Raw genomic sequence first — 24,561 nt, 5'->3', positions numbered from 1 at the left:
AGCCTGCCGGGCTTAAACTGTGCCCCATGCCACGGTTCCGCTCCCTGTTTGTAAGTGCCTGTTGCCACCTGTTGGTGCTGGGTGCGGCTGGCGCAACGTGGGCGGTAGACCTGCGTGTCGGCATGGGCCTCACCAAACCGCCTTACATCCTGGATTCCGGCAAAGAAGGTATAGAGGTAGAAATTGCGGAGCAGGCCCTGGCCGCTGCCGGCTACCGCATGGTGGCCCAGCAGTTTCCCCCCGCCCGCGCCTTGGCCATGCACCGGGCCGGTCAGCTGGATGTATTGCTCACGGTCGACGAAGGCATAGGCGGCGACGATCATTTTTCTGAGCCCTACATCGTCTACCAGAACGTGGCCATTACGCTGAGCTCACGCAACCTGCAGATCAAACGCATCGAAGACCTGGCCAACCATTCGGTGGCGGCCTTCCAAAATGCGGAGGTGATTCTGGGCGAGCGCTTCAAGGCCGTGGTGCTTAAACACAGCAACTACAAAGAGTACCCCCAGCAAATCATCCAGAACAACCTGCTCTACACCCAGCGCGTGGACGTGGTGGTGGGCGATCGGCGCATCTTTCGTTACTTCAGCACCCAGCTGGACCCCAAGGTGGACGTGAGCCAGCCCATCACGCTGCACCCCATCTTCCCCCCCACACCGCGCAAGGCGGTATTCAAGGATTTTGTGATTCGCGACCGGTTTAACGCGGGCCTCAAAACCATCCAGTCCAACGGCGTGTACGACGCCATTCTGAAAAAATACGCGGGCCAGCTGTAATCCAGCGTCGGCGCCGCGATCCACACGAGGGAAGCCATGGAGCAGTTTGATCTGATCGTCATCGGAGGCGGTTCGGGCGGTGTACGCGCAGCGCGCATTGCAGCCAACCACGGCGCCCGCGTGGCACTGGCCGAGGAATACCGCATGGGTGGCACCTGCGTGATCCGCGGCTGCGTACCCAAAAAACTCATGGTGTACGCCTCGCGCTTCGCGCAGGAATTTGAAGAGGCGGCCGGTTTTGGCTGGACGCTGGATGCGCCCCGCTTTGACTGGGCCACGCTCAAGGCCCGCCGCGATGCCGAGGTGGCGCGCCTGGAAGGCATTTACCGCAGCAACCTTGGCAACGCCGGTGTGCAGATTTTGGAGGGCCGCGCCACGCTGCTGGACCGCCATACCGTCGCCCTGTCCAACGGTGAGTGCTACCAAGCAAAACACATTTTGATAGCAACTGGCGCACAGCCGGCGAGGGGTCCAGACATTTCTGGGCATGAACTGGCGATTGACTCGAATGGTTTTTTTGACCTGCCCGCCCTGCCCCGGCGCGTGGTAGTGCAAGGCGCGGGCTATATCGCGCTGGAGCTGGCCTGTGTGCTGCAGCTGCTGGGCGCAAAGGTGACCGTGTTGGTGCGCGGCGAGCAAATATTGCGCGGCTTTGACAACGAGATGCGCCAGCATCTACAGGCGGAGATGGCGCACAGCGGCCTGCAGTTCCGGTTTGGCCGCGAGGTGCAGGCCATTGCCCGTGCGCAGGGTGGGCTGCAGGTGCAACTGGACAACGGTGACGTCCTGGATACCGACTGCGTGCTGCGCGCACTGGGGCGTGTGCCCAATACCTCTGGACTGGGACTGGACACTCTGGGCATTGCGCTGGATGCGCAAGGCGCCATTCCGGTCGACGACTTCAGCCAAACCACCGTGCCCGGCATTTACGCCGTGGGCGATGTGACCAACCGCGTGAACCTCACGCCCATGGCCATCCGCGAGGGCCATGCCTTTGCCGACACCGTGTTTGGCGGCACACCGCGGCGTGTGGACCACACGCTGGTCCCCACTGCCGTATTCACCACGCCCGAGGCCGGTGTGGTGGGCCTCACCGAAGAGCAGGCGCTCAAGACCCACCCACACCTGGACGTGTACCGCGCGGTGTTTCGCCCGCTCAAGGCCACGCTCTCGGGCCATACGGGCAAGATGTTGCTCAAACTGCTGGTCGACCGCGACACCGACCGCGTGCTGGGCTTTCACGCCGTTGGCCCCGATACCGGTGAAATGGCGCAACTGGTGGGTGTGGCCCTGCAACTGCAGGCCACCAAGGCAGCGCTGGATGCTACGCTCGCGGTCCACCCCACGGCCGCCGAAGAGCTGGTCACCATGCGCACGCCGGCCGTGCGCCACAACCTCTAAGCCCTTTTACCCATGTCCCTCCCCCTACTCCACTGGACCGAAGCCGGCCAAGCCTGCTCGGCCCTGTGGCGCTCCGAGCGCGGTGCTGCACCGCCCAAACGCGTGGTGCTGGCTGACGACACCACCACCGCGGACGATGCGTACCACCTGGCCTGCGAAGGCACGGCCCTGCTCTGGCGCGGTGATTTTCAGAACGCCCGCCAACTGCTGCAGGCCCTGGCCCGGCGTATCGACAAAACCCCGCAGCGCAAACAGCGCGCAGCCAAGGGCGCGGCCATCCACAAGGCCCCCGTGTCCCCGGCGGACGGCTTCAACCTGCACCGCCAGGCCCAGGCGCAGCGCGCCCGCGTGCTGGCCATGGTGCTGCTGCCCTTCAACGCCGACTACAGCATCCCCCTGCGCCGCGCACCCGATGCGCGCCAGGCCTGCACCGAAGCCTGGGGCCCAGCAGCTGCAGACGGCATTGCCAGCGTAGCCAGCCTGCGCGACCTGCTGGGCATGACCAGCGCGCACGAATGGCGCAAAAAAGGCGTGGAAATTCCGGCGCTGGGTGCAGCGCCCAAAAACCGCATTCACCCCCACTACGGCGTGTTCTCGCCCGTGCGCGGGGAATACATTGATTTGGTCGCTACCACCCCGCTACCCAAGGGCGATAGCCTGATCGCCTTTGACATTGGCACCGGTACCGGCGTGCTGGCGGCCGTGCTGGCGCGCCGCGGCGTGGCCCGTGTGGTGGCCACCGACCAGGACCCGCGCGCCCTGGCCTGCGCCCGTGAGAACCTGGACCAGCTGGGCGTAGCGGACCAGGTCAGCCTGCTGCAGGCAAACCTGTTTCCGCAGGGCCTGGCCTCGCTGGTGGTGTGCAACCCACCCTGGGTTCCGGCGCGGCCCAGCTCCCCCATTGAATACGCGGTGTACGACGAAAACAGCCAGATGCTGCGGGGCTTTCTGAACGGTTTGGTGGCCCACCTTGCGCCCGGTGGTGAAGGCTGGCTCATCCTCTCTGATTTGGCCGAACACTTGGGCCTGCGCAGCCGCGAAGAGCTGCTGGCCGCGTTTGCCGCGGCAGGGCTGCGGGTGCTGGAACGCAGGGACGCCAAGCCCGTGCACCCCAAAGCCACTGATGGTACCGACGCCTTGCATGCCGCGCGTGCGGCTGAAATCACATCGTTGTGGCGCCTGGGCCCATTGCACTAGGCAGACAATTTGTCAGCCAGCCGGACCTGAATGGCCCGGCGCTCAGCGGCTGCAGAGATGAGCGCGTGAACACAGCGGCCGTCCAGGCGGCCTAAACCCACTTCCTTGGACAACTCGGCCGCAATCGCCTCTTCGGTCCAGGGTTCTTTGTACGGCCTGCGGTTGGACAGTGCATCGTAGACGTCGGCCACGGCCACAATGCGGGCCTCCAGGGGGATGTCCACCATCTGCAGGCCACGCGGGTAACCCGAGCCATCGCCCCGCTCATGGTGGCCTGCCACAATGTTGCGCATGACTTCGGTGGCCAGGCTGCTGCCCAGATTCATCTCCAGCGCCATTTGGGCAATGATCGACTCACCTATCTCCACATGGCGACGCATGGTCACCCATTCCTCGGCATCGAGCTTGCCGGGTTTGAGCAAGACCTTGTCCGGAACCCCCACTTTGCCAATGTCGTGCAAAGGGGCGAACAGGTGCACGTATTCCACAAACTCATCGTCCAGCCCGTCTTGCAACGCCAAATTGCGGGCCATGAGCTGGGAATAGGCTGCCATGCGCTCTAGGTGCTGGCCCGTTTCCAGATCGCGGATACGTGCCAGCCCACTGGCCAGGTTCACCGTGCCCACCAAGCTGTGCACCACCTGCAGTTGCAAGAGGTATAGCTGAGAAATGAGGTTGGCGAATACCTCCAGAAATGCTGTGCTGTCCGCGTCAAAAGCCTGGGGAATTTTGGAGTCAAAGAACAAGAAAGCGGCCAGGTGATCGCCATGGAATATCGGCACCGTGAAGCTGGAGCGGTAGTCGCGCTCCTTGAGCCAATGGGTGTGGGCGCTGTGCGACTGAAAATTCTCTGCAATGTCATCCACCACCCGGCATTGGCGGTTTTGCGCCAGCGCCAGCAACGAAGGAACCTGGGCCAGCCTGGCTTGGTAATGGGTGAGTTTGTCCCCGTCCTGGTTGCTGCTCACAAAGGTTTGCAGTTCGTCCGTATCTGGGGAGTACGTTGCCAAAGCTAGGCGGTCGATGGCGGGGTACCGTGACCGCACCACCCCGTGCACGGTGCGGAGTTGCTCTGTCAGATTCCCTGCGGAAAAACCAGCACGGGCGGAGAGTTGCTGCAGCCTTGGAGTATTCATTGCGTCAGCCGGGGAGTTGCAGTTCGGTTCATGATGAAGACAAATGCAAGGGCTGACAAGCCCGAAAACCCACCCGCATGCAGAAAAGCTGAAAGCTTGTTAGGCTCCGCGCTCCTCCATTTTTGAGAATCCTCCTTGTGACCGACGCCCTCTACACCGCCTCCATCCCCGTGTTCAAACAAATGTTGCAAGCCCTCGGCAAGGTGCTGCGCAAAGCCGAAGACCACGCCACGGCCAAGAAGATTGACCCCAACGCCCTGCTGCAGGCACGCCTGTACCCCGACATGTTTCCGCTGCTGCGCCAAGTGATGATCGCCACTGACTTTGCCAAGGGCGCCGGTGCGCGCCTGGCCGGTGTGGAAGTGCCGGTCATGCCCGACACCGAACTCACCTTTGCCGAACTCCAAACCCGGATTGCCACCGTGGTGGACTTCCTCAACAGCCTGGATGCCAGCCTCTTTGATCAACCCCACAGCCGCGACATCGTCACCCAGGCCGGCACGCCGCGCGAGCGCCGCTTTGACGCATCCACCTATTTGCTGCACTACGCCATTCCCCAGTTCTTCTTCCACGTCACCACGGCCTACGCGCTGCTGCGCCACAACGGCGTGGAAGTGGGCAAGAAGGACTACATGGGTGCGAACTGATTTGCTACTGAATTAATAGCTATTAGCGCAATACCCATAAGGGCTAGCGCCCTATTTGACTCATAAAAAGCAAAAGGCCCTCAGATGAGGGCCTTTTGCATGGGGACACCCGCTGGGGGGTGTCAGGGCTTAGCTGTGACGCTTGCCGGGGTTCTTTTTGCTGCGGGTGGCAACACCGCGTTCCAGGCTGATGCGTTGGCCGCGGCCGCCGGTGGGCAGGGTGTAGCCAGGCAGGGGCTTGGGTGCGGGAGTGGCTTTGCGGTCGGCTTCGGTAACGATTTTGTTGCCCATGGAACTATCCTGTTGGTTGGTGTGAAAACCCGTATTTTCTCACTTTTTTCGAAGGCCTTTGCCGTTTGCCACAATCCCCGCATGCAGGCCTTCTATTCCGACCAGTTTGTACTCCCCTTGCCCGAAGGCCACCGCTTTCCCATGGCCAAGTACCGCATGCTGCGCGACCAGCTGGCGGCGCACCTGCCCGCCGTGCACTTGACCGAAGCGCCGGCCGCGACGCGTGGCGAACTGGCGCTGGTGCATACGCAGGCCTACATCGATGCGATTCTGGAAGGTACGGCCGCGCCGGCAGTGCTGCGCGAGATTGGGTTCCCCTGGAGCCCGGCAATGGCCGAGCGCGCCCGCCGCAGCGTGGGCGCCACCGTGGCCGCAGCCCGCGTGGCGTTGAACGAAGGTATGGCAGCCAACCTGGCCGGCGGTACGCATCACGCCTATGCCGACAAGGGCGGCGGCTTTTGTGTGTTCAACGATGTGGCAGTGGCCGCCCGAGTGCTGCAAGCCGAATGGGGCCGCACCCGACTGACCGATGGCCGCCACCGCCCAGCCCTGCAGGTTGCAGTGATTGACCTGGATGTGCACCAGGGCAATGGCACCGCGCATATCTTTCGCAACGACCCCAGTGTGTTCACGCTGTCGCTGCATGGCGACAAGAATTTCCCGTTTCGCAAAGAGGCGGGCGACCTGGATGTGCCGCTGCCCGACGGATGTGGCGACGCTGACTACCTGGCCGCCCTGGAGGAGGCCCTGCTGATGCTGGAGGGGCAATGCCTGCCCGGTGTGGTGTTTTACCTGGCCGGCGCGGACCCCCACGAGGGCGACCGCCTGGGGCGCCTCAAGATCACGGCCGATGGCCTGGAGGCGCGCGACCGGCGTGTGATGGAGTGGTGCTGGCAGCGCCGCATTCCGCTGGTGTTCACCATGGCGGGCGGCTACGGCGTGAATATTGAAGACACCGTGCGCGTGCAGCGCACTACCTATGCAGTGGCGCTGGATTACTGGCGCCGCTGGCAGGCGACTGCAGCGCGGGCGGCCTGAAGGCCGTCAGGCCGCGGCTGCGTGCTTGGCGCGCCAAGTGATGAAGTCGGCCAGCGGAATGGGCTTGCTCATGTAGTAGCCCTGGGCTTCATCGCAGCTGAGTTCGCGCAGCTTGTCCAAAATAGCCTGGTTCTCCACCCCCTCGGCTACCACGCTCAGGCCCAAGTTGTGCGCCAGGTCAATGGTGGAACGCACAATTTTGGCGTCACTCTCGTCCTTCTCCATGCCCATCACAAAAGACTTGTCAATCTTGAGTTCGTTCACCGGCAGGCGCTTGAGGTAGGCCAGTGACGAATACCCCGTACCAAAGTCATCAATCGACAGCTTGAAACCCCGCTCGGCCAGGCGGTTCAATGTGGCCTCGGCGCGCTGCGGGTCGTCCATGATGGCGCTTTCGGTAATTTCCAGGCAAAACGCGTCGGTAGGGGCGTTGTATTTGGCCATCATGGCATCGAGCTTGGCCGGAAAGTCCTGGTCCAGCAGGTCGCGTGTCGAGAGGTTGATGGCCACCCGCAGCGGCCGGCCGTCGGCACGCAAGCTGGGCAATGCACGGGCCACTTCTTCAAACATCCACAGCGTGAGCTGGCGCACAAAGCCCGTTTGCTCTGCAAACGGAATGAACTGCATGGGCGGCACCAAGCCGCGCGTGGGGTGCTGCCAGCGCACCAAGGCCTCGGCTGCCAGCACGGTGTTGTCAGCCAAGTTGAGCTTGGGCTGCAAATACAAGCGCAGCTGGCCCTCCTCTACCGCATGGCGCAATTCGGTCAGCAACGAAAGCGTCTGGGTGCTGGACGAGTCCAGTGCCGGGTCGTAAATCTGGATACCGGTGGTTTTTTGTTTGGCCACATACATGGCAATTTCAGCGCGGCTCAGCAAGGTATCCACATCTTGCGCATGTGCGGGCCAAGACGCCACGCCAATGCCTGCACTGAAGTCCACAGTCTGGTCTTCCAGCGTCAAGGGCTGGTCAAACGAGGCAGCGATCTTCTTGGCGATCGCCAAGGCATCTTCAGCCGTGTTGCCTTCAATGAGTACCGCAAACTCATCCCCACCCATGCGGGCCACCACACCCATCTCATCGGTAATCAACGCATTCAGCCGCTGTGCCACGGCCACCAGCAAGCCGTCGCCAAATGCGTAGCCCAGTACATCGTTTACATGTTTGAAGCGGTCCAGGTTGAGCAGTACCACCGCCACGGGGGGCGCCGCGCCCTCCAGCGCCATGCTGGCGCGGATGGACTGCTGCAACAGATCTCGAAACTGCGTACGGTTGGGGAGTCCAGTGAGGCGGTCCCAGTAGGCCAGTTGAAGAATTTCACCCTGCTGCTTTCGGATACTGCTGCGCATGTGGTCAAACGCGCGCGCCAGATCGCCAATCTCGTCTTTGTGTCGCAGTGCGGGCAACTTGTGCTCGTATTCGCCCCGGCTGAGCTGCTCTGCCGCGCCCACCAATGAGCGCAGCGGTGTGGTGATGCGGCGCGCCAGCGTGGCGCTGCCCACCAGAAACAAGGCCAGGCCCAAGGCGGTGATGCCCAGCAAGGCAATCTGCACTTGCAAATAGGGCGCCACCACCTCGTCCAGCGAGCGAAGCAGGTAGGTGTCGACTGCGTTCACGTCAGTGCGCTCGGTGCTGCGGCGCACCACCAGCGTGCCCCCGGGCACCTGCAGTTCTGTGCCGAGACCGAGCTGGCTGAGGGATGCCTGTTCTTTGGACGGCAGACTGCTCAGCACCACGCCGCCCTGTGGCCTGACCAGCGCCACATGAATGCTCGATAGCCCAAACATATCGTTGGCCTGGGATTGTTCGAGGGGGAAACCCATCAGCACCCAGCCGATGGTGAGCGGCGCTTTCAAGGGCACCATGACAAACTGGTACAGGGTGGTGTTGATCAGTTGCAGCTGCGAACTTTGCTCCGTCTGGCTCAGCTCCGCGGCGAGCTTTTGCAGCACAGGCGCCATGGCCGTTTGCACATCCATCTCAAAGCCCACGGCCTGCAGAGTGAATCCGGTATCCAGCAGCGCGGTGATGGGGGCCCCGATACGCGCGCCGCTGTTCTCCAGCGCTGAGCGCAGGGTTTCGGTGTCGCCACTGCTCAGCGCGGACCGAAAGCCGTAGTCTGCCGCCAACACCGACGCCCCCAGGCGCAGCTTCTGGGCGTTCTGGTCCAGCAGACGCCACCACACCTTGTCGCCAATTGCCAGCTCTTGCGCCAGCTGGGCGCGCACATTGCTGTTGATGCTGCTGCGCACCACGCTGTACACGGCAATTTGCACCAGCAACAGCATGGCCACCGAAAGCACCAAAAATTTGGTGCCTATGCCCCAGTGGGCGTAGAAGCGAAACAGCGGGTTCTTCAACTGCTGCTCCCCGCCAGCTTCACCAACACGGTTGCCGGGCTCGCGCCCACGGCCTGGGCCTGTTCGGCCGCCGGGGCGCCGGTTGGCAGCGATGCGTGCCAGGTGCGCAGCTTGTAGCTGCCATTGGGTACATCACCCAGGGTGACTTTGCCTTGGGCATCGGTATGGCCGAAGTACGGGGTGTCCACCACCAGCACCCAGGCCACCATGTTGTCGTGGATGTTGCAGCCCAGTACGGCTATGCCAACCTTGTCAAACACCACCGGGTTGGCCGGCACACCGGCGTAGAGCTTGAGCTCGAAGGTCTTGGCGGGCGAGAAGGAATACACGTGGTGGCGCACGGTGTCCTGGTTGGGGAACAGAATGGAAGTGCCAGGTGTGACCACCGTCACCGCAGGCTTGAACTGCCGCCCGATTTGGGCCACCTCGACGCCCTTGAGGGGTTTGGCCGCAGCCTTGGCCTCTGCCGACTCCAGGAAGACGATGGCATCGGGCAGCGGCTTGCCATTTTTATCCTGCACTTGCAGCTGCAGCGTACCGGCCCCTGCCGTTTGCAGCACACCCCAGACGCCAACGACAGCGGCCATGCGGTACAAGCTTTTCTTCAACAACATGCGGCACTCCAGGTGAAAAGCAGTCGCGCCCCTGTGCGAGGCACCGGGTATGACTCTAACCCAAGCAGGAGGTTCTGCAGCGCTACCAGGCCCGCAGCCAGGCCCTTTTTATCCGCTGCGGAGCGCCTTTTTGAGCTCCACGCCCAGCTCCGGCTTGTGCGCAAACGGATCGGTGGGGTTGCGCGCCATGAGTACGTCTTCCAGCCGCGTTTGCACCGAGCCAATGGCCTTGGGGTGGCTGTAGATGTAGAACTGCCCTGCCGAGATGGCGTCGAACACCTTTTGCGCCACCTCGGCCGCGGTCACTTTGCCGCTGCCCACGGCCTTGTCGGTCATGGCCTGGCCGATGAGCTGGCTGCGAGTGGGTTTGGCGGCTGTTTCACCCGCATTCGGACGGTTGCGTTGGCTCTGGCTGATGCCAGTGGGCACAAAAAACGGACACAACACACTGGCACTGATCTGGTCGGTCACCAGCGCCAGGTCCTGGTACAAGGTTTCGCTCAAGGCCACCACCGCGTGTTTGCTCACGTTGTAAATGCCCATGTTGGGCGCGTTCAGCAGGCCGGCCATGCTGGCGGTGTTGACGATGTGGCCCGTCCAGGCAGAGTCTTTGGCCGCGGCTTCCAGCATCATCGGCGTGAACACACGCACGCCGTGGGCCACGCCCATCACGTTGACGCCCAGCACCCAGTCCCAGTCTTGGGCGGTGTTTTCCCAAATCAGCCCCCCGGCCCCCACTCCCGCGTTGTTGAACACAAAGTGCGGCGCGCCAAAGCGGGCCAGGGTGGCCGCACCCAGCGCCTCCACTTGCGCGGCTTGGGATACATCCACCTTCATGGCCAGCACGGGAGCGCCTGCAGCCTGCAGCTCTGCTGCCGCCTTGTCCAACGCGTCTTGCTGCACGTCGGCCAGCACCAGGTTCATGCCCAGCTTGGCGCCCAGGCGCGCGCACTCCAGGCCAAAGCCCGAGCCGGCGCCAGTGAGAACGGCGGTTTTGCCTTTGAAATCAGTGATCACAGGGGTGTCTCCAAGTTGTTGTGGGGTTAGCCTCGCTGGCGGACCATCTCAATGTGGGCGATACCGTCTTCCACATAGGGCTTGCCCACATCAGCAAAGCCATGGCGCTCGTAAAAGCTTTTCAGGTGCGCCTGCGCGCCAATGCGAATGGCCTGTGGGCCCCACTGCTGCTGCAGCGCGCGAATCGCCTCGGCCATCAGCACATGGCCCAGACCACCACCACGTGCGCTTTGGCGCGTGACCACCCGGCCAATGCTGGCCTCGTCGAACGTCACGCCCGCCGGAAAACAGCGCACATAAGCAACCAACGGCGGCCCACTCTCGCCCACACGGATGCCAGGGAGTTCGGGTGGCAGTGGATTCTGCGTCCGTACAAGGCGGAGCCCGCAACGCGGGCGGGGGACACGAAGCAGAGTCCGCTGACGCCCGAAATCCCAGCAAGTGCATAGCTTGGTCATCCAGACCATCCATGTCCTGAAACACGCAGTTTTGCTCCACCACAAACACCTCGCTGCGCAGGCGCAGCAGTTCGTACAACTGTTCGCGGCTCAGCTGGTCAAAACGCAGCCACTGCCATTGCAAGCCTTCACTCATGCGGCAGCCTTGAGCACGTAGCCGATGCGTGGGAAGTGCACGCGCACAGTACCCGCGCGCTCGTCGGTGCGCTGCAGCGTGAAACGGGTGCGGGTGGCCGCAATCAGCGTGCCGGGCGTGGGCTCCTGGCCGAACGTTTCGGCTGCAATGGTTACCTCGCTGCCCAGGGGAATGCCATGTTCGTCCTGGAAGGTGGTATCGGAATCATGGGCAAATGGGGCGTTAGCCCCCGTGGATGCTGCGCAAGCAGCTATCGCTTCTGTAGCAGAGTATTTCTGCATCTGGCCATGGCCCATGGCCGCCATGCGTGCCATCCAGGCCAGTACCGCGGGCGTGGCGTTCAGGATGTCGGCCATCACCGGCACGCGCTTGGCGGTGAACCACAGCGGGTGGTAGGCCGCAAAGTCCGCCACGCAGGGCGTGCTGCCCAGCAAAAAGTCTTGCCCCTCCAACATATTGGCCAGGCGGCGCAAGTAGCTCTTGTAGGCGGCCGTGGCATCAGCCGGGCGCAGGCGTGTCATGCCTGCGGACATGGCGGCGCGGTCGGCGCCAAAGGCCTTGGCGGCCTCAGGCGGCGCGCCCTCGAACATGCTGGCCGCGCCTTTGGGCTGCAGGTTGTACGCCATGGCGGCCCAGAACAGCGTGGTGTCAGCCCACTGCGCCAGCACACGGGCCACACCCTTGTGGCTTTCGGGGTAGAGCGTAGGTGTGGGCTGGATGTGCTCCAACACATCGCAGATCAGCGCGCTATCGCAGTAGATGTCGTTGCCGATTTGCAAGAACGGCGTCTTGCGGTAGCCGCCCGTCAGCGCCACCACGTCCGGCTTGGGCAGGATGGCGGGGATGATGACGGACTTCCAAGCCAGCTGCTTGTAGCCCAGCACCAGGCGCACTTTCTCGGAGAAAGGCGAGGTGGGGTAATGGTGGAGGATGAGGTCGGCGTGGCTGCTCATGGCATGGCCCTTTCAATAATGCTGTCAAAGTCGGTGGCGGCGCCCAGGGTGCCGAAGGTGTGGCCCCAGTTGCCCGCCAGGCGGGAATCACAAAACGCACTGAACACGGCAGACGGTGCGGACTGGTACAACAGCGCGGCCTGCACGGCCAGCGCCACATCTTGCGCCAGGCGGCGCGCCTCCATTTCATTGGCCATCAGTTCCACGCGGCTGGGCAGTGCGGCAGCCAGGCGGTCCAGCGCGAGGTGCGCGCCTTGGGCTGGCGCCAGCTCGCGCACCAGCGCAGCGGCCACATCGCCCTTGCGCAGCGCGCGCAGCAGGTCCAGCGCCATGATGTTGCCGGCGCCTTCCCAGATGGAGTTGAGCGGCATCTCACGGTAGATGCGGGCCATGGTGCCTTCGCCGCCCTCCTCCACATAGCCGTTGCCGCCCAGGCATTCCATGGCTTCTTGCGCAAAAGCAGCGCCGCGCTTGCAGATCCAGAACTTGGCAATCGGTGTGAGCAGGCGTCCCATAAGCAGCTCGTGAGCGTCATCTTTGTGGTCAAACGAGCGTGCGAGCCTCATGGACAGAGCGCAAGCAGCTTCGCTTTCGATAGCAAGGTCGGCCAGCACATTGCGCATCAGCGGCTGCTCGATCAGGCGCTTGCCAAAGGCCTGGCGCTGCGCCGTGTGGTGCAGCGCAATGCTCAGCGCCTGGCGCATCAGCCCGCTGGTGCCCAGGGCGCAGTCCAGCCGCGTCATGGTGCCCATTTCCAGGATCTGCGGCACGCCGCGGCCCTCTTCGCCCACCAGCCATGCAGTGGCGTTGAGAAATTCCACCTCGGAGCTAGCGTTGGCCTTGTTGCCCAGCTTGTCTTTCAGGCGCTGGATGCGGATGGCGTTGGTGCTGCCGTCGGGCAGGATGCGCGGAATGAAGAAGCACGAGAGCCCTGCCGGCGTTTGCGCCAGCACCAGAAAGGCGTCGCACATGGGGGCCGAGAAAAACCATTTGTGGCCCACCAGGGTGTAGCGCTGGCCCCAGACATCCTGCCCGTCGGGAAAGGCCTGGGTGGTGTTGGCCCGCACGTCGGAGCCGCCCTGCTTCTCCGTCATGCCCATGCCCATGGTCAGCCCCGCCTTTTTGCCAAAGGGCTTGAATGCGGGATCGTAGGCCCGCGCTGTGAGGCCCGGCGCCCAGTCCTTGAAGATGGCCGCATTGCCCGGCAGTGCCGCCATGACGGCGTAGGTCATGGAGATGGGGCACAGGATGGAGGGCTCGGCCTCGGTGAACAGCATGAAGGCGGCCGCGCGGCGGGCATGTCCAAAAGAGGACTTGAGCGCCGACGGGCCGCCCCAAGGCGCGAGGGCCCCCTCGGGGGGCAGCGAGGACATGCCAGTGCCGAGCGTGGGGGCCCATGCACTGCCGTGCAAGCCGGCCTGGGCGGCGGCGGTCATCAGCGCGTGGTAACTGGGGTGGAATTCGACTTGGTCCACGCGTTGGCCCATGCGGTCATGGCTGTGCAACACTGGGGTGTACACATTGGCCAGGCGCGCATGGGTCTGTATTTCGGTGCTGCCCATCTGGGCGCCCAGGGCGTGCAGGCTGGCGGTGTCCAGGTTGGGGGCGTTGAACTTGAGCGCGCTTTGCAGGGCCTGGTTGCCGGCAAGGAGGTTGTGGTCCACCAGCGGCGTGGCCTGGTTGAGCACCGTGTGGGTGCTGAGGTACTGCAGTGTTGTGGTGCTCATGCCTTGCTCCTGTAAAACGCTATTCTTTTGATAGCTGCTCGCGCATATTCCACGGGCTATAACGCCTGTTTTTATGAGTATTTAGTCGGTTGACAGTGTGCCGGGTTGGGTATTCAGTGCATTCACCGTCCGGCTACCCGTGGCCAAGCGCTTCACATATTTGAAGGTGCCCGTGGCGTGGGCGCAGGGTTTGCCTGCCGCGTCAAACACTGTGGCTTGGGTGAAAGCCATGGTGGCCGTGCGATGCATCAGCTCGCCCTTGGCCACCAGCGGCCCTTCGGCACTGGGCACCGCGGGCTGCATAAAGCTGGTTTTCATCTCGATGGTGACCACCCCCATTTCAGGCGCCACGCTGCGAGCGGCCGTGGCCATGGTCACGTCCAGCAGCGTCATCAGGGCACCGCCGTGGGTCACGTTAAAGGAGTTGAGGTGCTCGGCCTTGGGCGCGTACCGAATCTCGGAGCGCCCATCGGCAAACAGCGTGAGATCAAACCCCAGGTGCGTGACAAAAGGAATCTCGACGCCAAAGCCCACGGCCTGCTCCCACGTCGTGCTCATAGCGCAGCGCACGCAGTGGCAAGCGTGAGGACCATCGTTGAGCGCCGCCGGGCCGCCCCAAGGCGCGAAGGCCCCCTTGGGGGGCAGCGACCCGCGTAGCGGCGGAGCGTGGGGGCCATTTTCCTAGCCACCTGTAACGACCGACACGCCACCGTCCACTGCCAGCCACTGGCCAGTGATGTGTTTGCCGGCATCGGAGGCGTACAGCACCACCAGGCCCTTCAGGTCCTCGTCATCGCCCAGGCGCTTGAGCGGTGCGCCCGCAGCCAGCTTGTCTTCCCCCATGGTCTTGAGCAGGCCGTAGGTCATCTTGCTGGGGAAAAAGCCGGGGCAGATGGCGTTGACAGTGATGTTGTACTTGCCCCATTCGGCGCCCAGGGTGCGCGTGAAGTTGACGACCGCGCCTTTGGAGGTGTTGTAGGCAATGGTCATCATGCCTTCGGGGTTGCCGTTCAGGCCGGCAATGGACGCAATGTTGATGATGCGGCCTGTTTTGCGCGGGATCATGCTTTTCTTGGCGATGATTTGGCTCAGCAAAAAGTAGCCGCGCACGTTGAGGTTCATCACCTTGTCCCAAGCCTCAGTGGGGTGATCTTCGGCCGGGGCGCCCCAGGAGGCTCCGGCGTTGTTGACCAGAATGTCCACATCACCCATGCGGTGCAAGGTTTCTTCGGCCAGGCGGGTGATTTCACTGTCCTTGGCGCAGTCGGCCGCAATCCAGCGCGCATCAATGCCAGCAGCCTGCAGCTCGGCACAGGCCTTCTCCAGGTCTTCGGCCTTGCGCGAGCTGATCATCACCTTGGCACCGGCTTCACCCAAGGCGTGGGCCATTTGCAGGCCCAAGCCGCGGGAGCCGCCGGTGATCAGCGCGGTCTTGCCGGTCAGGTCAAACAATGTCTGGATGGTGCGTGTCATGCGTGTCTACCTTGTTGGAATGGAGAAAAAAAATGGGGCCACACCCTGAGGCGCAGCCCGGCAGAAACGATTGTCCGTTTCACCGCGCCACAGCCATGTCTCCAGCGCGATATGCGCTTCGCTCAGTCCTCTTCGCGCAGGCGCGAACGCACATAAATCAGCACTACCCCGGCCACCACTGCCAAACCGCCGAGTTGGTAAAACAGCTCAGCGTCTTGGGCTTCTTGCTGGTCGATGAAGGTGCCCAGCACAATGGACAGCAGGCCGCCATAAATCAGCACCCAAATCGTGCGCTCCACCCGCAGCAGCTTGGTGTTGGTGGTGCCGTTGTACTTCTTAAAAAATGCCATCAGAAAGCTCCTTCAGGAAATGATGCACAGGTCAGATCCCGTGATTGCACCACACCCAGCCAGGCGCCGATTTTTGGCAGCTCATAATGGAAGAAGAAACGCGCGCAGCCCACTCGCCCCTGGGTGCTGAGTTCGGCCTGCTGCGGGTCGTTGTCCAGCGCGCAGGCGGCCACGTCCAGCCAGATCCAGGCCAGCACCGTGTGGCCAAAGGCCTGCATATAGGGCACGGCATTGGCCAGCGCTTCACCTGGTACGCCGGTGGCCCAGGCTTGCTGGGTGGCGCTGCTCACGTCTTGCAGCGCGCGGCCCAGCGCCTTGGCGTGGCCTGCCAGCGCCGGAATCCCGCTGGTGCGGTGGATGGTGGCCTGCATGCGGTGAGCTAGCAGCTGCAAGCCCTTGCCCTCCTCCATCAGCACCTTGCGGCCCAGCAAGTCCATGCCTTGGATGCCGTGCGTGCCTTCATGGATCATGTTCAGGCGGTTGTCTCGCCAGTACTGCTCCACCGGAAAATCGCGTGTGTAGCCGTAGCCGCCATGCACCTGGATCGCCAGGCTGTTGGCCTCCAGACACCATTCGCTGGGCCAGCTCTTGGCAATGGGCGTCAACACTTCCAGCAACAGGCGGGCTTCTTCCGCCGCAGCGCCGCCGGCCGTGTGGTGCTCGTCCACCAGCCGCGCGCAGTAAAGCTCCAGCGCCAGCGCGCCTTCGGCATAGGCCTTTTGCGCCAGCAGCATGCGCTTCACATCTGCGTGTTCAATGATGCGGGTCTGCGGTGCGGCGGCGTCCTTGCCGGCGCCGGTGACAGGGCGGCCTTGGGGGCGGTTCTTGGCGTAGTCCAATGATGCGTAATAGCCTGCCATGCCCAGCATGGTGGCGGCCATGCCCACGCCAATGCGGGCCTCGTTCATCATGTGGAACATGCAGGCCAGGCCTTTGCCGGGCTGGCCGACCAGATAGCCCACGGCACCGGCCTGGCCATCCACCGGGAACTTGCCTTCGCCAAAGTTCAGCAGGGTGTTGGTCGTGCCGCGCCAGCCCAGCTTGTGGTTCAGGCCGGCCAGCGCCACGTCGTTGCGCACGCCAGTCAGCTCGCCCTGGGTGTTCACCATCTTCTTGGGCACGATGAATAGCGAGATGCCACGCGTGCCGGGCACCAGCTTGCCGTCGGCATCGGGAATCTTGGCCAGCACCAGGTGGATGATGTTCTCGTTGATCTCGTGTTCGCCCCACGAGATCCACATCTTGTTGCCCTTGAGGCGGTAGCGCGGGCCCAGCGGGTCGCTCGCAAAGTCCGCGCCATCAGGCACCGCTTTGGTGGCCACATCGCTCAAGGAAGAACCCGCTTGCGGCTCACTCAGGCACATGGTGCCCGACCATCGGCCGGAAAACTCGTTCTTGGCAAACACCTCTTTTTGCAGGTCCGTGCCATGCACCATCAGCAGGTTGGCATTTCCCGTGGTCAGCAAGCCGGTACCAATGCTCACCGAGGCGCAAGCAAAGAACGCATTGGCCGCCGCCTCTACGCTATAGGGCAGCTGCATGCCACCCATCTCGTAGTCTTGCGCCGCCGACAGCATGCCGGACTCGGCATAGGCCTTTTGCGCTTCGTGCGTGGCCTGCGGCAACACCACCCGCAGGCTGCCGTCCGGCTCCGTCACCGTGCGCGGCTCTTCCACATCCGCCAGCCGGTTGAACGGTGCGTACTTCTCGCGCGCAATGCGCTCGCAGGTGTCGAGCACCGCGCCAAAGGTCTCGGTGCTGTGGTCGGCAAAGCGCTCACGTTCGGTCAAAGCCGCAGTGTCGAGCCAGTCGTTGAGGAGGAAGTCGATGGTGGTGCGAAGTGTCATGGAGAGATTTTCCTGCAATGTTGGTGACTGGCTAGCTTCCGGTGTCCACTAGGTGACCTGCCCATACCAATCCACCTTCCGTGTCCCCAGCATCACTGCAGCCAGCAGCAAGAACATCAACACCGAGCCCAGCAACAGCGCGTTCTGTTCCGACTGCAGGATGCCGAATAAGGCCGCGTAGAGCGTGCCCATGGCGGTGCTGAAGCCCACAGCCCGTGCAGCACCACGCAGCACAGAGGCCAGGTACACACCGACCAAGACTACCGACGCGGTAGCGGACACGCCGTAGGCCACGGCAAAAGCCATGTGCTCTGACAAACTGGTGAGCAGCAGAAAGAACACTGCTTGGGCCAGACCGACCAGCAGGTACTGGATGGGGTGGATGCGCAGGTTCTTGAGCTGCTCGAACACAAAGAAGGCAGCAAAACTCAGGGCGATGAACAGGAAACCATATTTCACCGAGCGTGTGGCTTGTTGGTACACATCCACCGGTTCAATCAGGCGGACCTGAAAGCCTTGGGCTGTGGAACCGCCGTTGGACGCAAGCGCTGTGGTGCCCCACTGGGCATTGAACCCTGTGTTCTGCACAGACCGGGTGCGTGGCAAAAAGTCGCCCCCAAAGCTGGGGTGCGGCCAGTTGCTGCTCAGGTTGGCGGTCACCACCTCACCCACCGGAACAAAGCCGAAGGCGCTGGTACCCACCAAGCGCACCGTCATGGCGAATGGCAAGGTCTTGGCACTGCCGTCCAGGTGCACATCGGCAGCGACACCGTGAAAACCGCTGCCAAAGTCTTTCACCTCACTACCGCCCTCGATCGCCAAGGTACTCCCTGCCAACGTGACCACGGGTGCACCAGCAATGCCACGCGTATCGCCTATGCCCACCGTCAACACCGGGGCACCCCACTTGAGCCGGGCATTGGTTCCCAGGCCCGGCAAGTCTTTGGCCGTGGGAGCCACGTAGTGGCCGCTGAGAGTGGCGTTGAGCTCAAACACAGGGGTGCTGAACAAGCCCAGCTTGCGCCGCTCTACCTCCATATGGCCTTTCAAATCGACCGCCGACGGTGTCACTTGCAGCGTGTGTTTGCGCGTTTTGCGGGTGGTGCCTGCCACGGTGCCGGCCTTGGTCCAGCCGCTCACGGTTTCGTCAAACTCCTCGTCCACGGTGATGGTCAGCACCGGACCCCACAGCTTCTGTTCGCCGGCGGAACTGGCAGCAATGGCCTGCACGGCCTCCTCGCGGTAGCTGGTGCGCTCCTGGATGGTGTTCTCGATCATCATCAGCGGAACCCAGAGTACAAGCCCCAGTACTGCGACCATGGCGCATTTCAAAAGCAATGCGTTCTTCATTCCAGCTCCTTGTTGTTGCATGAGCTGGAAGTGTCTGAAGCCACGGCGATGCCAATGTGATGGCGGCGTGCAACCACCATGAAGTCTGTGTGAAGCGGAATAAAAAAGGCCACCTTCTCCGGTGGCCTTTGGCATGGCAAATGCTGCGTCGTGTTTACAGCACTTCAAACACGCCCGCAGCGCCCATGCCCCCGCCAATACACATGGTCACGCAAACGCGCTTTGCGCCGCGGCGTTTGCCTTCGATGAGGGCGTGGCCAGTGAGGCGTTGGCCCGACACACCGTAAGGGTGACCCACGGCAATGGCGCCGCCGTTCACGTTCAGCTTGTCGGCGGGAATGCCCAGCTTGTCGCGGCAGTAGATCACTTGCACGGCAAAGGCTTCGTTCAACTCCCACAGGTCAATGTCATTGATGCCCAGGCCCAGACGCTTGAGCACCTTGGGGATGGCGAACACGGGGCCAATGCCCATTTCGTCAGGTTCGCAACCCGCGACCGCAAAGCCCAGGAACCGGCCCAGCGGTTTCAGGCCCTTTTGCTCCGCCAGCTTTTCGTGCATCACGACCACGGCACCCCCGCCGTCGGAAAACTGGCTGGCGTTGCCGGCGGTGATCAGGCCGCCAGGCACTGCAGAGCGCAAGCCGCTGATGCCTTCTTGGGTGGTACCGGCGCGGATGCCTTCGTCATCGCTGACGGTGACTTGTTTGCTCATCAAGCCCATGACCTTGTCGGCCACGCCCATGGTGATGGTGATGGGGGCAATTTCGTCTTTGAACAGGCCTGCAGCAAGCGCCGCGGTAGCCTTTTGCTGGCTGGCGGCACCGTACTCGTCCATGGCTTCGCGGCTGATGTTGTAGCGCTTGGCCACGTTCTCTGCCGTTTGCAGCATGTTCCAGTAAATCTCGGGCTTGTTCTTGCCCAGCCACGGGTCGTTGAGCATGTGGATGTTCATCTCTTGCTGCACGCACGAGATGGCCTCCACACCACCAGCCACATAGATGTCGCCTTCGTTGGCGATGATGCGCTGGGCGGCGGTGGCAATGGTTTGCAGGCCCGAGGAGCAAAAGCGGTTGATGGTCATGCCCGACACGGTGACGGGGCAACCCGCGCGCAGGGCGATTTGGCGCGCGATGTTGGCGCCGGTGGCACCTTCTGGCGTGGCGCAGCCCATGATGACGTCGTCCACCTCGGCGGCTTCAATGCCAGCTCTGGAAATAGCGTGCTCCACGGCGTGGCCGCCCAGGGTCGCGCCGTGCGTCATGTTGAAAGATCCCTTCCAGCTCTTGGCCAGAGGGGTGCGTGCGGTGGAAACGATAACTGCTGATGTCATGGTCGAGCTCTCCTAAATGGGGTCAGGGTTGGGGTGCCTTGGCACCTTGCGTCAAAAGGCGGTGGTAAAAGCGGATCAGCTCCACATAGTTGCTGATGGCGATGCGTTCATTGGTTCCATGGAAACGGGGCAAGTCTTGCGGCCCAGCGCGCACGGGCGAGAACTTGAAGATGTGCTCACTGATTTCGCCAAAGTGGATGGAGTCGGTGGCGCCAATCATCAAACCCGGTGCCACCAAGGTGCCAGGAAACACTTCGCGAATGGTGCGATTGAGGAGCGCGTACTGTGCAGAGTCGGTGGGTGTGACCTTGGAGGCCTCGGCGCCACCGGGCAAGGCAAACAATTCAAACTTGTCGGTCTTGGTGGCATCGGCCACCAACGCACGGGTGCGCTCCACTACTTGGTCTTTGGTATCGCCGGGCAGCAGGCGGAAGTTCACCGTGGCTTCGGCCTGGCCGGGCAACACATTTTCTTTGTTGCCCGCGCTGGTGATGGTGAGTGCGGTGGTCGTGCGCAGCATGGCGTTGGTGCTGGCACCGCCCTCCAACTGCTTTTGCACCACCGGACCGAACAGCCACAGGTTGGACAGCGCCACACGCGAAAAGCCCCCCATCTCTGGCGCAATGGTGGCAAACATTTCCCCCGCTACACCGCGAATGCCGCCTGGCAATTGCTCGTCATCAATACGCTTGAGGGCGGCACTCATCATGGCAATGGCGCTGGTGCCTTTGGGTGGCGGCATGGAAGAGTGCCCGGGTGTCGCCGACATCTTGAGGACCACCGAGAGGTAGCCTTTTTCCGCTACGCCAATGAGCGCGGTGGGAGCCGTGAGGCCGGGCATGATGCCTTCGGTGATGAGCAGGCCCTCGTCAATAACAAAGTCCAGGCGCACCTTGCGTTCTTTGAGCAGCGCGGCGATCTTAGCGGCACCGCGGTGGCCCCCCACCTCTTCGTCGGCACCAAAGGCAAGGTACACCGTGCGCTCGGGCTGGTGGCCACTTGCCACCAGCAATTCGATGGCCTCGAGCTGGGCCATCAGGTTGCCCTTGTCGTCCCACGCGCCACGGCCCCAGACAAAACCGTCTTTCACCTCGCCACTGAAGGGCACGGTACTCCAGCTCTTCTCTGTACCCGGTGCGATGGGCACCACGTCCTGGTGCGCCATCAGCAGCATGGGCTGCAGATCCGGATTGCTGCCGGGCCATGTGTAGAGCAAGCTCAGTTCACCCACCACTTCGCGTTTGAGTGCAGCGTGGGTTTTGGGGAACTTGGCTTGCAGCAATGCGTGTAGCTTCTTGAACTGGTCGGCGCTCAAATTGGCATCGTCTCGCGAAGAGATGGTGCGCAGGCGCACCGCCTCACCCAAGCGCTGGGCGACACCTTCGCCGTCCACCGCCAGCACAGGCACCGGCGGTACATCCAGCTGGCGTGAACCTTTGCGCAGGGTGTTGATAGCCAGAATGACCACCAAACCCAGCAGCAAAGCCAGTGCACCCCAAGCTATTTTTTTGGCCATGGTGCAGCTGTCGCTCAGTTGAAGGTCTTGCCTTCAGCAGCCAGCTTGGCAAGCAGTGGCGCGGGTTGCCAGAACTTGGCATCGTCCAGGGGGTTCTTGGCAAAGCGGTGCATGGCTTGCACTACATTGAACAAGCCTACTTCGTCGGCGTAGTTCATGGGGCCACCGCGGTGTGCGGGGAAGCCATAGCCAAAGATGTACACGATGTCGATATCGCTGGCCTTGGCGGCAATGCCCTCCTCCAGAATATGCGCGGCTTCGTTCACCAGGCTGAACACCAGACGCTGCACGATTTCTTCGTCCGAAATCTTGCGTGGCGTGATGCCCAGGCTCTTGCGGTGTTCTTCAATCATGGCCACCACCTCGGCATTGGGAATGGCATCGCGTTTGCCGGGCACGTAGTCGTACCAGCCAGCACCGGTTTTCTGGCCGAAGCGGCCTTTTTCGCACAGCAAATCGGCGGTCTTGCTGTATTTCATGTTGGGTTGTTCGGTGTAGCGGCGCTTGCGGATAGCCCAGCCAATGTCGTTGCCGGCCAAGTCGCCCATGCGGAATGGGCCCATAGCCATGCCGAATTTCTCCATGGCCTTGTCCACCTGCTCAGGCGTGCAGCCTTCGTCCAGCAAGAAGCCGCCTTGGCGACCGTATTGCTCAATCATGCGGTTGCCGATGAAGCCGTCGCACACGCCCGAGACCACCGCAGTCTTTTTGATCTTCTTAGCCACAGACATCACGGTGGCCATCACGTCCTTGGCGGTCTTGGCGCCACGTACCACTTCCAGCAACTTCATCACGTTGGCCGGGCTGAAGAAGTGCAGGCCCACCACGTCTTCAGGACGCTGGGTGAATGCGGCAATCTTGTTCACGTCGAGCGTGGAGGTGTTGGAGGCCAAAATGGCTCCGGGCTTCATGACGCGATCCAGTTCCTTGAATACGGCTTCCTTAACGCCAATTTCTTCAAATACGGCTTCGATCACCATGTCCGCGCCGCCCAGCTCGTCGTAGCTCAACGTGGTGGACAGGAGGCTCATGCGTTGCTCGTACTTGTCTTGCTTGAGCTTCTTCTTGGCCACCTGGGCTTCGTAGTTCTTGCGGATAGTGGCGATGCCGCGGTCCAGCGCTTCTTGTTTCATTTCCAGCATCTTGACGGGTATGCCAGCGTTCAGGAAGTTCATGGCGATGCCGCCACCCATGGTGCCAGCGCCAATGACCGCTACCGAATTGATAGCGCGTTGCGCAGTATCGGCGGGCACGTCTGCTATTTTTGATGCTGCACGCTCGGCAAGGAACAGGTGGCGCAGGGATTTGCTCTCGGCAGTGAACATGAGGTTGATAAACGCCTCGCGCTCAACTTTCATACCTTCGTCAAACTTCTTTTTGGTGGCGGCTTCCACCACGTCCACACACTTGGCAGGTGCAGGGAAGTTTTTGCTCATGCCCTTGACCATGTTGCGCGCGAACTGGAAATAGGCGTCGCCCAGCGGGTGTTTGCATTTCAGGTCGCGCACCAGAGGCAAGGGGCGCACGTCGGCTTTTTCACGCGCAAAGGCCATGGCCTCTTCCAGCACGCTCTCTGCCGATGCTGACAGCTTGTCGAACAGCTTTTGGCCAGGGGCCATGGCCAGCAAGTCACTTTTGACGGTTTCTCCGCTCACAATCATGTTCAGTGCGGGCTCCACACCCAGCACGCGCGGCAGGCGCTGCGTGCCACCGGCGCCGGGCAGCAGGCCCAGCTTCACTTCAGGCAGCGCCACGCTAGTACCGGGGGCGGCAACGCGATAGTGGCAGCCCAGAGCCAACTCAAGCCCACCACCCATTGCCACCGTGTGGATGGCAGCCACTACCGGCTTGTTGGACGCCTCCAGCACACCAATCACGCTGATCAAATTGGGCTCTTGCAATGCGGTTGGTTTGCCGAACTCTTTGATATCAGCCCCGCCCGAGAAGGCATTGCCAGCACCTGTGATCACGATCGCTTTGACCGCTGCGTCGGCATTGGCTTGGGCCATGCCGTCGGCGATGCCTTGGCGGGTGGACAAACCCAAACCGTTGACGGGTGGGTTGTTCAGCGTGATGACGGCGATATCGCCGTGGACTTGGTACTGGGCAGTCATGCTTTCATTCCTTGAAAAGGTGGAGCCAGAGAAAATAGAACGATCGTTCTTTTTTTCGGATTGTAGGTGCTTTGGATTCCATTCCAAATGCCTTTGTCCCTCGTGGGACAAACCAAGGGTTATCCCTTAGATTTCCAACCATTCCTTGCGGGTGTCTGCGTCTTCGCGCAAGGCCTGGGGTGTTCCATCAAACACGATGCTGCCGTGCCCCATCACCAAGCATCGGTCGGAAATGGACATCGCAATGGTGAGCTTTTGTTCAATCAACAGCACGGAGATGCCCCGGTTGCGCAACAATTGCAGGTACTCGGCCACCAGCTCCACGATCTTGGGCGCCAGGCCCTCGGTCGGCTCGTCGATGATGATGAGGTCAGGGTCGCCCATGAGCGTGCGGCACAGCGTCAGCATTTGCTGCTCACCACCCGAGAGCACTCCGGCCTCGGTGTGTTCACGTTCCTTGAGGCGCGGGAACATGCGGTACATGTCGTCAAAACTCCAGCGCGCCTGCTTGTTGTTGCGCTTTTGGCCCAACAGCAGGTTCTGATGCACCGTGAGTTTGGGAAAAACATCGCGATTCTCAGGCACATACCCAAGCCCCAAGTGGGCAACTTCAAACGCTTCCTTGCCGCGGGTTTCCTGCCCGCGCCACCGCACCGAACCCTCACACGCCACCAGGCCCATGATGGCCTTAGCCGTGGTGGAGCGACCCGAGCCGTTGCGGCCCAGCAAAGCCACAATTTCCCCCTCACCTATCGCCATGTTCACCCCATGCAGCACATGGCTCTTGCCGTAATAGGCATGCAGGTCCGTGATCTTCAGCATCTCGGAACCC

At 62.2% G+C, this 24,561-nt stretch carries 22 protein-coding genes; 5 read left to right on the top strand and 17 right to left on the bottom strand.

Features of this window, described 5'->3' with window-relative positions:
- The first annotated feature begins 26 nt into the window (after positions 1-26).
- The 3 genes from U5O12_RS14145 to U5O12_RS14135 are packed head-to-tail and all read left to right on the top strand — an operon-like array spanning position 27 to position 3,374.
- The gene (locus U5O12_RS14145; protein ID WP_322579260.1) at positions 27-776 is read left to right on the top strand and encodes an ABC transporter substrate-binding protein; all 750 of its coding nucleotides are present in this window, start codon (positions 27-29) and stop codon (positions 774-776) included.
- Positions 777-812: 36 nt separating this feature from the next.
- Entirely contained in the window at positions 813-2,177 is a 1,365-nt protein-coding gene (gene gorA / locus U5O12_RS14140) for a glutathione-disulfide reductase (RefSeq protein WP_322579259.1), read from the top strand.
- A gap of 12 nt (positions 2,178-2,189) precedes the next feature.
- Complete coding sequence (locus U5O12_RS14135) at positions 2,190-3,374, top strand: methyltransferase (protein WP_322579258.1); 1,185 nt, start codon at positions 2,190-2,192, stop codon at positions 3,372-3,374.
- Here the strand turns inward: U5O12_RS14135 and U5O12_RS14130 are convergent.
- Positions 3,371-4,510, bottom strand: a complete 1,140-nt coding sequence (locus U5O12_RS14130; RefSeq protein ID WP_322579257.1) for an HD domain-containing phosphohydrolase — start codon at positions 4,508-4,510, stop codon at positions 3,371-3,373. The two genes, U5O12_RS14135 and U5O12_RS14130, sit on opposite strands and share 4 nt — an antisense overlap.
- 137 nt (positions 4,511-4,647) lie before the next feature.
- On the opposite strand from U5O12_RS14130, the gene U5O12_RS14125 reads away from it, so the two are divergent.
- Complete coding sequence (locus U5O12_RS14125; protein ID WP_322579256.1) at positions 4,648-5,157, top strand: DUF1993 domain-containing protein; 510 nt, start codon at positions 4,648-4,650, stop codon at positions 5,155-5,157.
- A 129-nt stretch (positions 5,158-5,286) separates the two neighbouring features.
- On the opposite strand, the gene U5O12_RS14120 is transcribed toward U5O12_RS14125, so the two are convergent.
- Positions 5,287-5,448, bottom strand: coding sequence for a hypothetical protein (locus U5O12_RS14120; RefSeq protein ID WP_296466206.1), 162 nt, complete (start codon positions 5,446-5,448; stop codon positions 5,287-5,289).
- An 81-nt stretch (positions 5,449-5,529) separates the two neighbouring features.
- Between U5O12_RS14120 and U5O12_RS14115 the strand changes: the two genes are divergently transcribed.
- Entirely contained in the window at positions 5,530-6,486 is a 957-nt protein-coding gene (locus U5O12_RS14115) for a histone deacetylase (RefSeq protein ID WP_322579255.1), read from the top strand.
- Between the two features lie 6 nt (positions 6,487-6,492).
- Here the strand turns inward: U5O12_RS14115 and U5O12_RS14110 are convergent, their stop codons facing one another.
- From U5O12_RS14110 to U5O12_RS14040, 15 genes are all read right to left on the bottom strand, one after another.
- Entirely contained in the window at positions 6,493-8,844 is a 2,352-nt protein-coding gene (locus U5O12_RS14110) for a putative bifunctional diguanylate cyclase/phosphodiesterase (RefSeq protein ID WP_322579254.1), read from the bottom strand.
- The gene (locus U5O12_RS14105) at positions 8,841-9,431 is read right to left on the bottom strand and encodes a methylamine utilization protein (RefSeq protein ID WP_322579285.1); all 591 of its coding nucleotides are present in this window, start codon (positions 9,429-9,431) and stop codon (positions 8,841-8,843) included. The genes U5O12_RS14110 and U5O12_RS14105 overlap by 4 nt, the downstream gene beginning before the upstream one ends.
- A gap of 135 nt (positions 9,432-9,566) precedes the next feature.
- Positions 9,567-10,475 carry an SDR family oxidoreductase gene (locus tag U5O12_RS14100; protein ID WP_322579253.1) on the bottom strand — a complete coding sequence of 303 codons (909 nt, stop codon included), beginning with the start codon at positions 10,473-10,475 and terminating at the stop codon, positions 9,567-9,569.
- Positions 10,476-10,501: 26 nt separating this feature from the next.
- Entirely contained in the window at positions 10,502-10,771 is a 270-nt protein-coding gene (locus tag U5O12_RS14095) for a GNAT family N-acetyltransferase (RefSeq protein WP_322579252.1), read from the bottom strand.
- 294 nt (positions 10,772-11,065) lie between these two features.
- Positions 11,066-12,022 (bottom strand): glutathione S-transferase family protein, encoded by a 957-nt coding sequence (locus tag U5O12_RS14090; protein ID WP_322579251.1) that lies wholly within the window; start codon positions 12,020-12,022, stop codon positions 11,066-11,068.
- Positions 12,019-13,749, bottom strand: a complete 1,731-nt coding sequence (locus tag U5O12_RS14085; RefSeq protein WP_322579250.1) for an acyl-CoA dehydrogenase family protein — start codon at positions 13,747-13,749, stop codon at positions 12,019-12,021. Before U5O12_RS14085 ends, U5O12_RS14090 begins: the two co-directional genes overlap by 4 nt.
- An 81-nt stretch (positions 13,750-13,830) precedes the next feature.
- A complete protein-coding gene (locus U5O12_RS14080; RefSeq protein WP_322579249.1) occupies positions 13,831-14,307 on the bottom strand; it encodes a PaaI family thioesterase in 477 nt (158 codons plus the stop codon).
- Between the two features lie 123 nt (positions 14,308-14,430).
- On the bottom strand, positions 14,431-15,222 hold the full coding sequence (locus U5O12_RS14075; protein ID WP_322579248.1) for an SDR family oxidoreductase: 792 nt from the start codon (positions 15,220-15,222) through the stop codon (positions 14,431-14,433).
- Positions 15,223-15,344: 122 nt separating this feature from the next.
- A complete protein-coding gene (locus tag U5O12_RS14070) occupies positions 15,345-15,572 on the bottom strand; it encodes a hypothetical protein (protein WP_322579247.1) in 228 nt (75 codons plus the stop codon).
- A complete protein-coding gene (locus tag U5O12_RS14065) occupies positions 15,572-17,419 on the bottom strand; it encodes an acyl-CoA dehydrogenase (protein WP_322579246.1) in 1,848 nt (615 codons plus the stop codon). The genes U5O12_RS14070 and U5O12_RS14065 overlap by 1 nt, the downstream gene beginning before the upstream one ends.
- A gap of 48 nt (positions 17,420-17,467) precedes the next feature.
- Positions 17,468-18,769, bottom strand: a complete 1,302-nt coding sequence (gene creD / locus U5O12_RS14060; protein ID WP_322579245.1) for a cell envelope integrity protein CreD — start codon at positions 18,767-18,769, stop codon at positions 17,468-17,470.
- Positions 18,770-18,923: 154 nt separating this feature from the next.
- Entirely contained in the window at positions 18,924-20,099 is a 1,176-nt protein-coding gene (locus tag U5O12_RS14055; RefSeq protein WP_322579244.1) for an acetyl-CoA C-acyltransferase, read from the bottom strand.
- A gap of 22 nt (positions 20,100-20,121) precedes the next feature.
- On the bottom strand, positions 20,122-21,615 hold the full coding sequence (locus U5O12_RS14050) for a M20 family peptidase (protein WP_322579243.1): 1,494 nt from the start codon (positions 21,613-21,615) through the stop codon (positions 20,122-20,124).
- A gap of 14 nt (positions 21,616-21,629) precedes the next feature.
- A complete protein-coding gene (locus U5O12_RS14045) occupies positions 21,630-23,729 on the bottom strand; it encodes a 3-hydroxyacyl-CoA dehydrogenase NAD-binding domain-containing protein (protein WP_322579242.1) in 2,100 nt (699 codons plus the stop codon).
- A gap of 126 nt (positions 23,730-23,855) precedes the next feature.
- Positions 23,856-24,551, bottom strand: a complete 696-nt coding sequence (locus U5O12_RS14040; RefSeq protein WP_322579284.1) for an ABC transporter ATP-binding protein — start codon at positions 24,549-24,551, stop codon at positions 23,856-23,858.
- Positions 24,552-24,561 lie beyond the last annotated feature (10 nt).

Origin of the sequence: Rhodoferax sp., assembly GCF_034519335.1 — a bacterium.
Classification (GTDB): Bacteria; Pseudomonadota; Gammaproteobacteria; order Burkholderiales; family Burkholderiaceae_C; genus Allorhodoferax.
The sequence above is the reverse complement of the archived record's forward strand: the minus strand, read 5'-3'. Positions and strand labels throughout refer to the sequence as shown.

Excerpts from the sequence above, each read along its gene's own strand:
- U5O12_RS14145 (WP_322579260.1), top strand. The coding sequence starts at position 27 with ATGCCACGGTTCCGCTCCCTGTTTGTAAGTGCCTGTTGCCACCTGTTG.
- gorA (WP_322579259.1), top strand. The coding sequence starts at position 813 with ATGGAGCAGTTTGATCTGATCGTCATCGGAGGCGGTTCGGGCGGTGTA.
- U5O12_RS14135 (WP_322579258.1), top strand. The coding sequence starts at position 2,190 with ATGTCCCTCCCCCTACTCCACTGGACCGAAGCCGGCCAAGCCTGCTCG.
- U5O12_RS14130 (WP_322579257.1), bottom strand. The coding sequence starts at position 4,510 with ATGAATACTCCAAGGCTGCAGCAACTCTCCGCCCGTGCTGGTTTTTCC.
- U5O12_RS14120 (WP_296466206.1), bottom strand. The coding sequence starts at position 5,448 with ATGGGCAACAAAATCGTTACCGAAGCCGACCGCAAAGCCACTCCCGCA.
- U5O12_RS14115 (WP_322579255.1), top strand. The coding sequence starts at position 5,530 with ATGCAGGCCTTCTATTCCGACCAGTTTGTACTCCCCTTGCCCGAAGGC.
- U5O12_RS14105 (WP_322579285.1), bottom strand. The coding sequence starts at position 9,431 with ATGGCCGCTGTCGTTGGCGTCTGGGGTGTGCTGCAAACGGCAGGGGCC.
- U5O12_RS14090 (WP_322579251.1), bottom strand. The coding sequence starts at position 12,022 with ATGAGCAGCCACGCCGACCTCATCCTCCACCATTACCCCACCTCGCCT.
- U5O12_RS14085 (WP_322579250.1), bottom strand. The coding sequence starts at position 13,749 with ATGAGCACCACAACACTGCAGTACCTCAGCACCCACACGGTGCTCAAC.
- U5O12_RS14080 (WP_322579249.1), bottom strand. The coding sequence starts at position 14,307 with ATGAGCACGACGTGGGAGCAGGCCGTGGGCTTTGGCGTCGAGATTCCT.
- U5O12_RS14075 (WP_322579248.1), bottom strand. The coding sequence starts at position 15,222 with ATGACACGCACCATCCAGACATTGTTTGACCTGACCGGCAAGACCGCG.
- U5O12_RS14070 (WP_322579247.1), bottom strand. The coding sequence starts at position 15,572 with ATGGCATTTTTTAAGAAGTACAACGGCACCACCAACACCAAGCTGCTG.
- U5O12_RS14065 (WP_322579246.1), bottom strand. The coding sequence starts at position 17,419 with ATGACACTTCGCACCACCATCGACTTCCTCCTCAACGACTGGCTCGAC.
- creD (WP_322579245.1), bottom strand. The coding sequence starts at position 18,769 with ATGAAGAACGCATTGCTTTTGAAATGCGCCATGGTCGCAGTACTGGGG.
- U5O12_RS14055 (WP_322579244.1), bottom strand. The coding sequence starts at position 20,099 with ATGACATCAGCAGTTATCGTTTCCACCGCACGCACCCCTCTGGCCAAG.
- U5O12_RS14050 (WP_322579243.1), bottom strand. The coding sequence starts at position 21,615 with ATGGCCAAAAAAATAGCTTGGGGTGCACTGGCTTTGCTGCTGGGTTTG.
- U5O12_RS14045 (WP_322579242.1), bottom strand. The coding sequence starts at position 23,729 with ATGACTGCCCAGTACCAAGTCCACGGCGATATCGCCGTCATCACGCTG.
- U5O12_RS14040 (WP_322579284.1), bottom strand. The coding sequence starts at position 24,551 with ATGCTGAAGATCACGGACCTGCATGCCTATTACGGCAAGAGCCATGTG.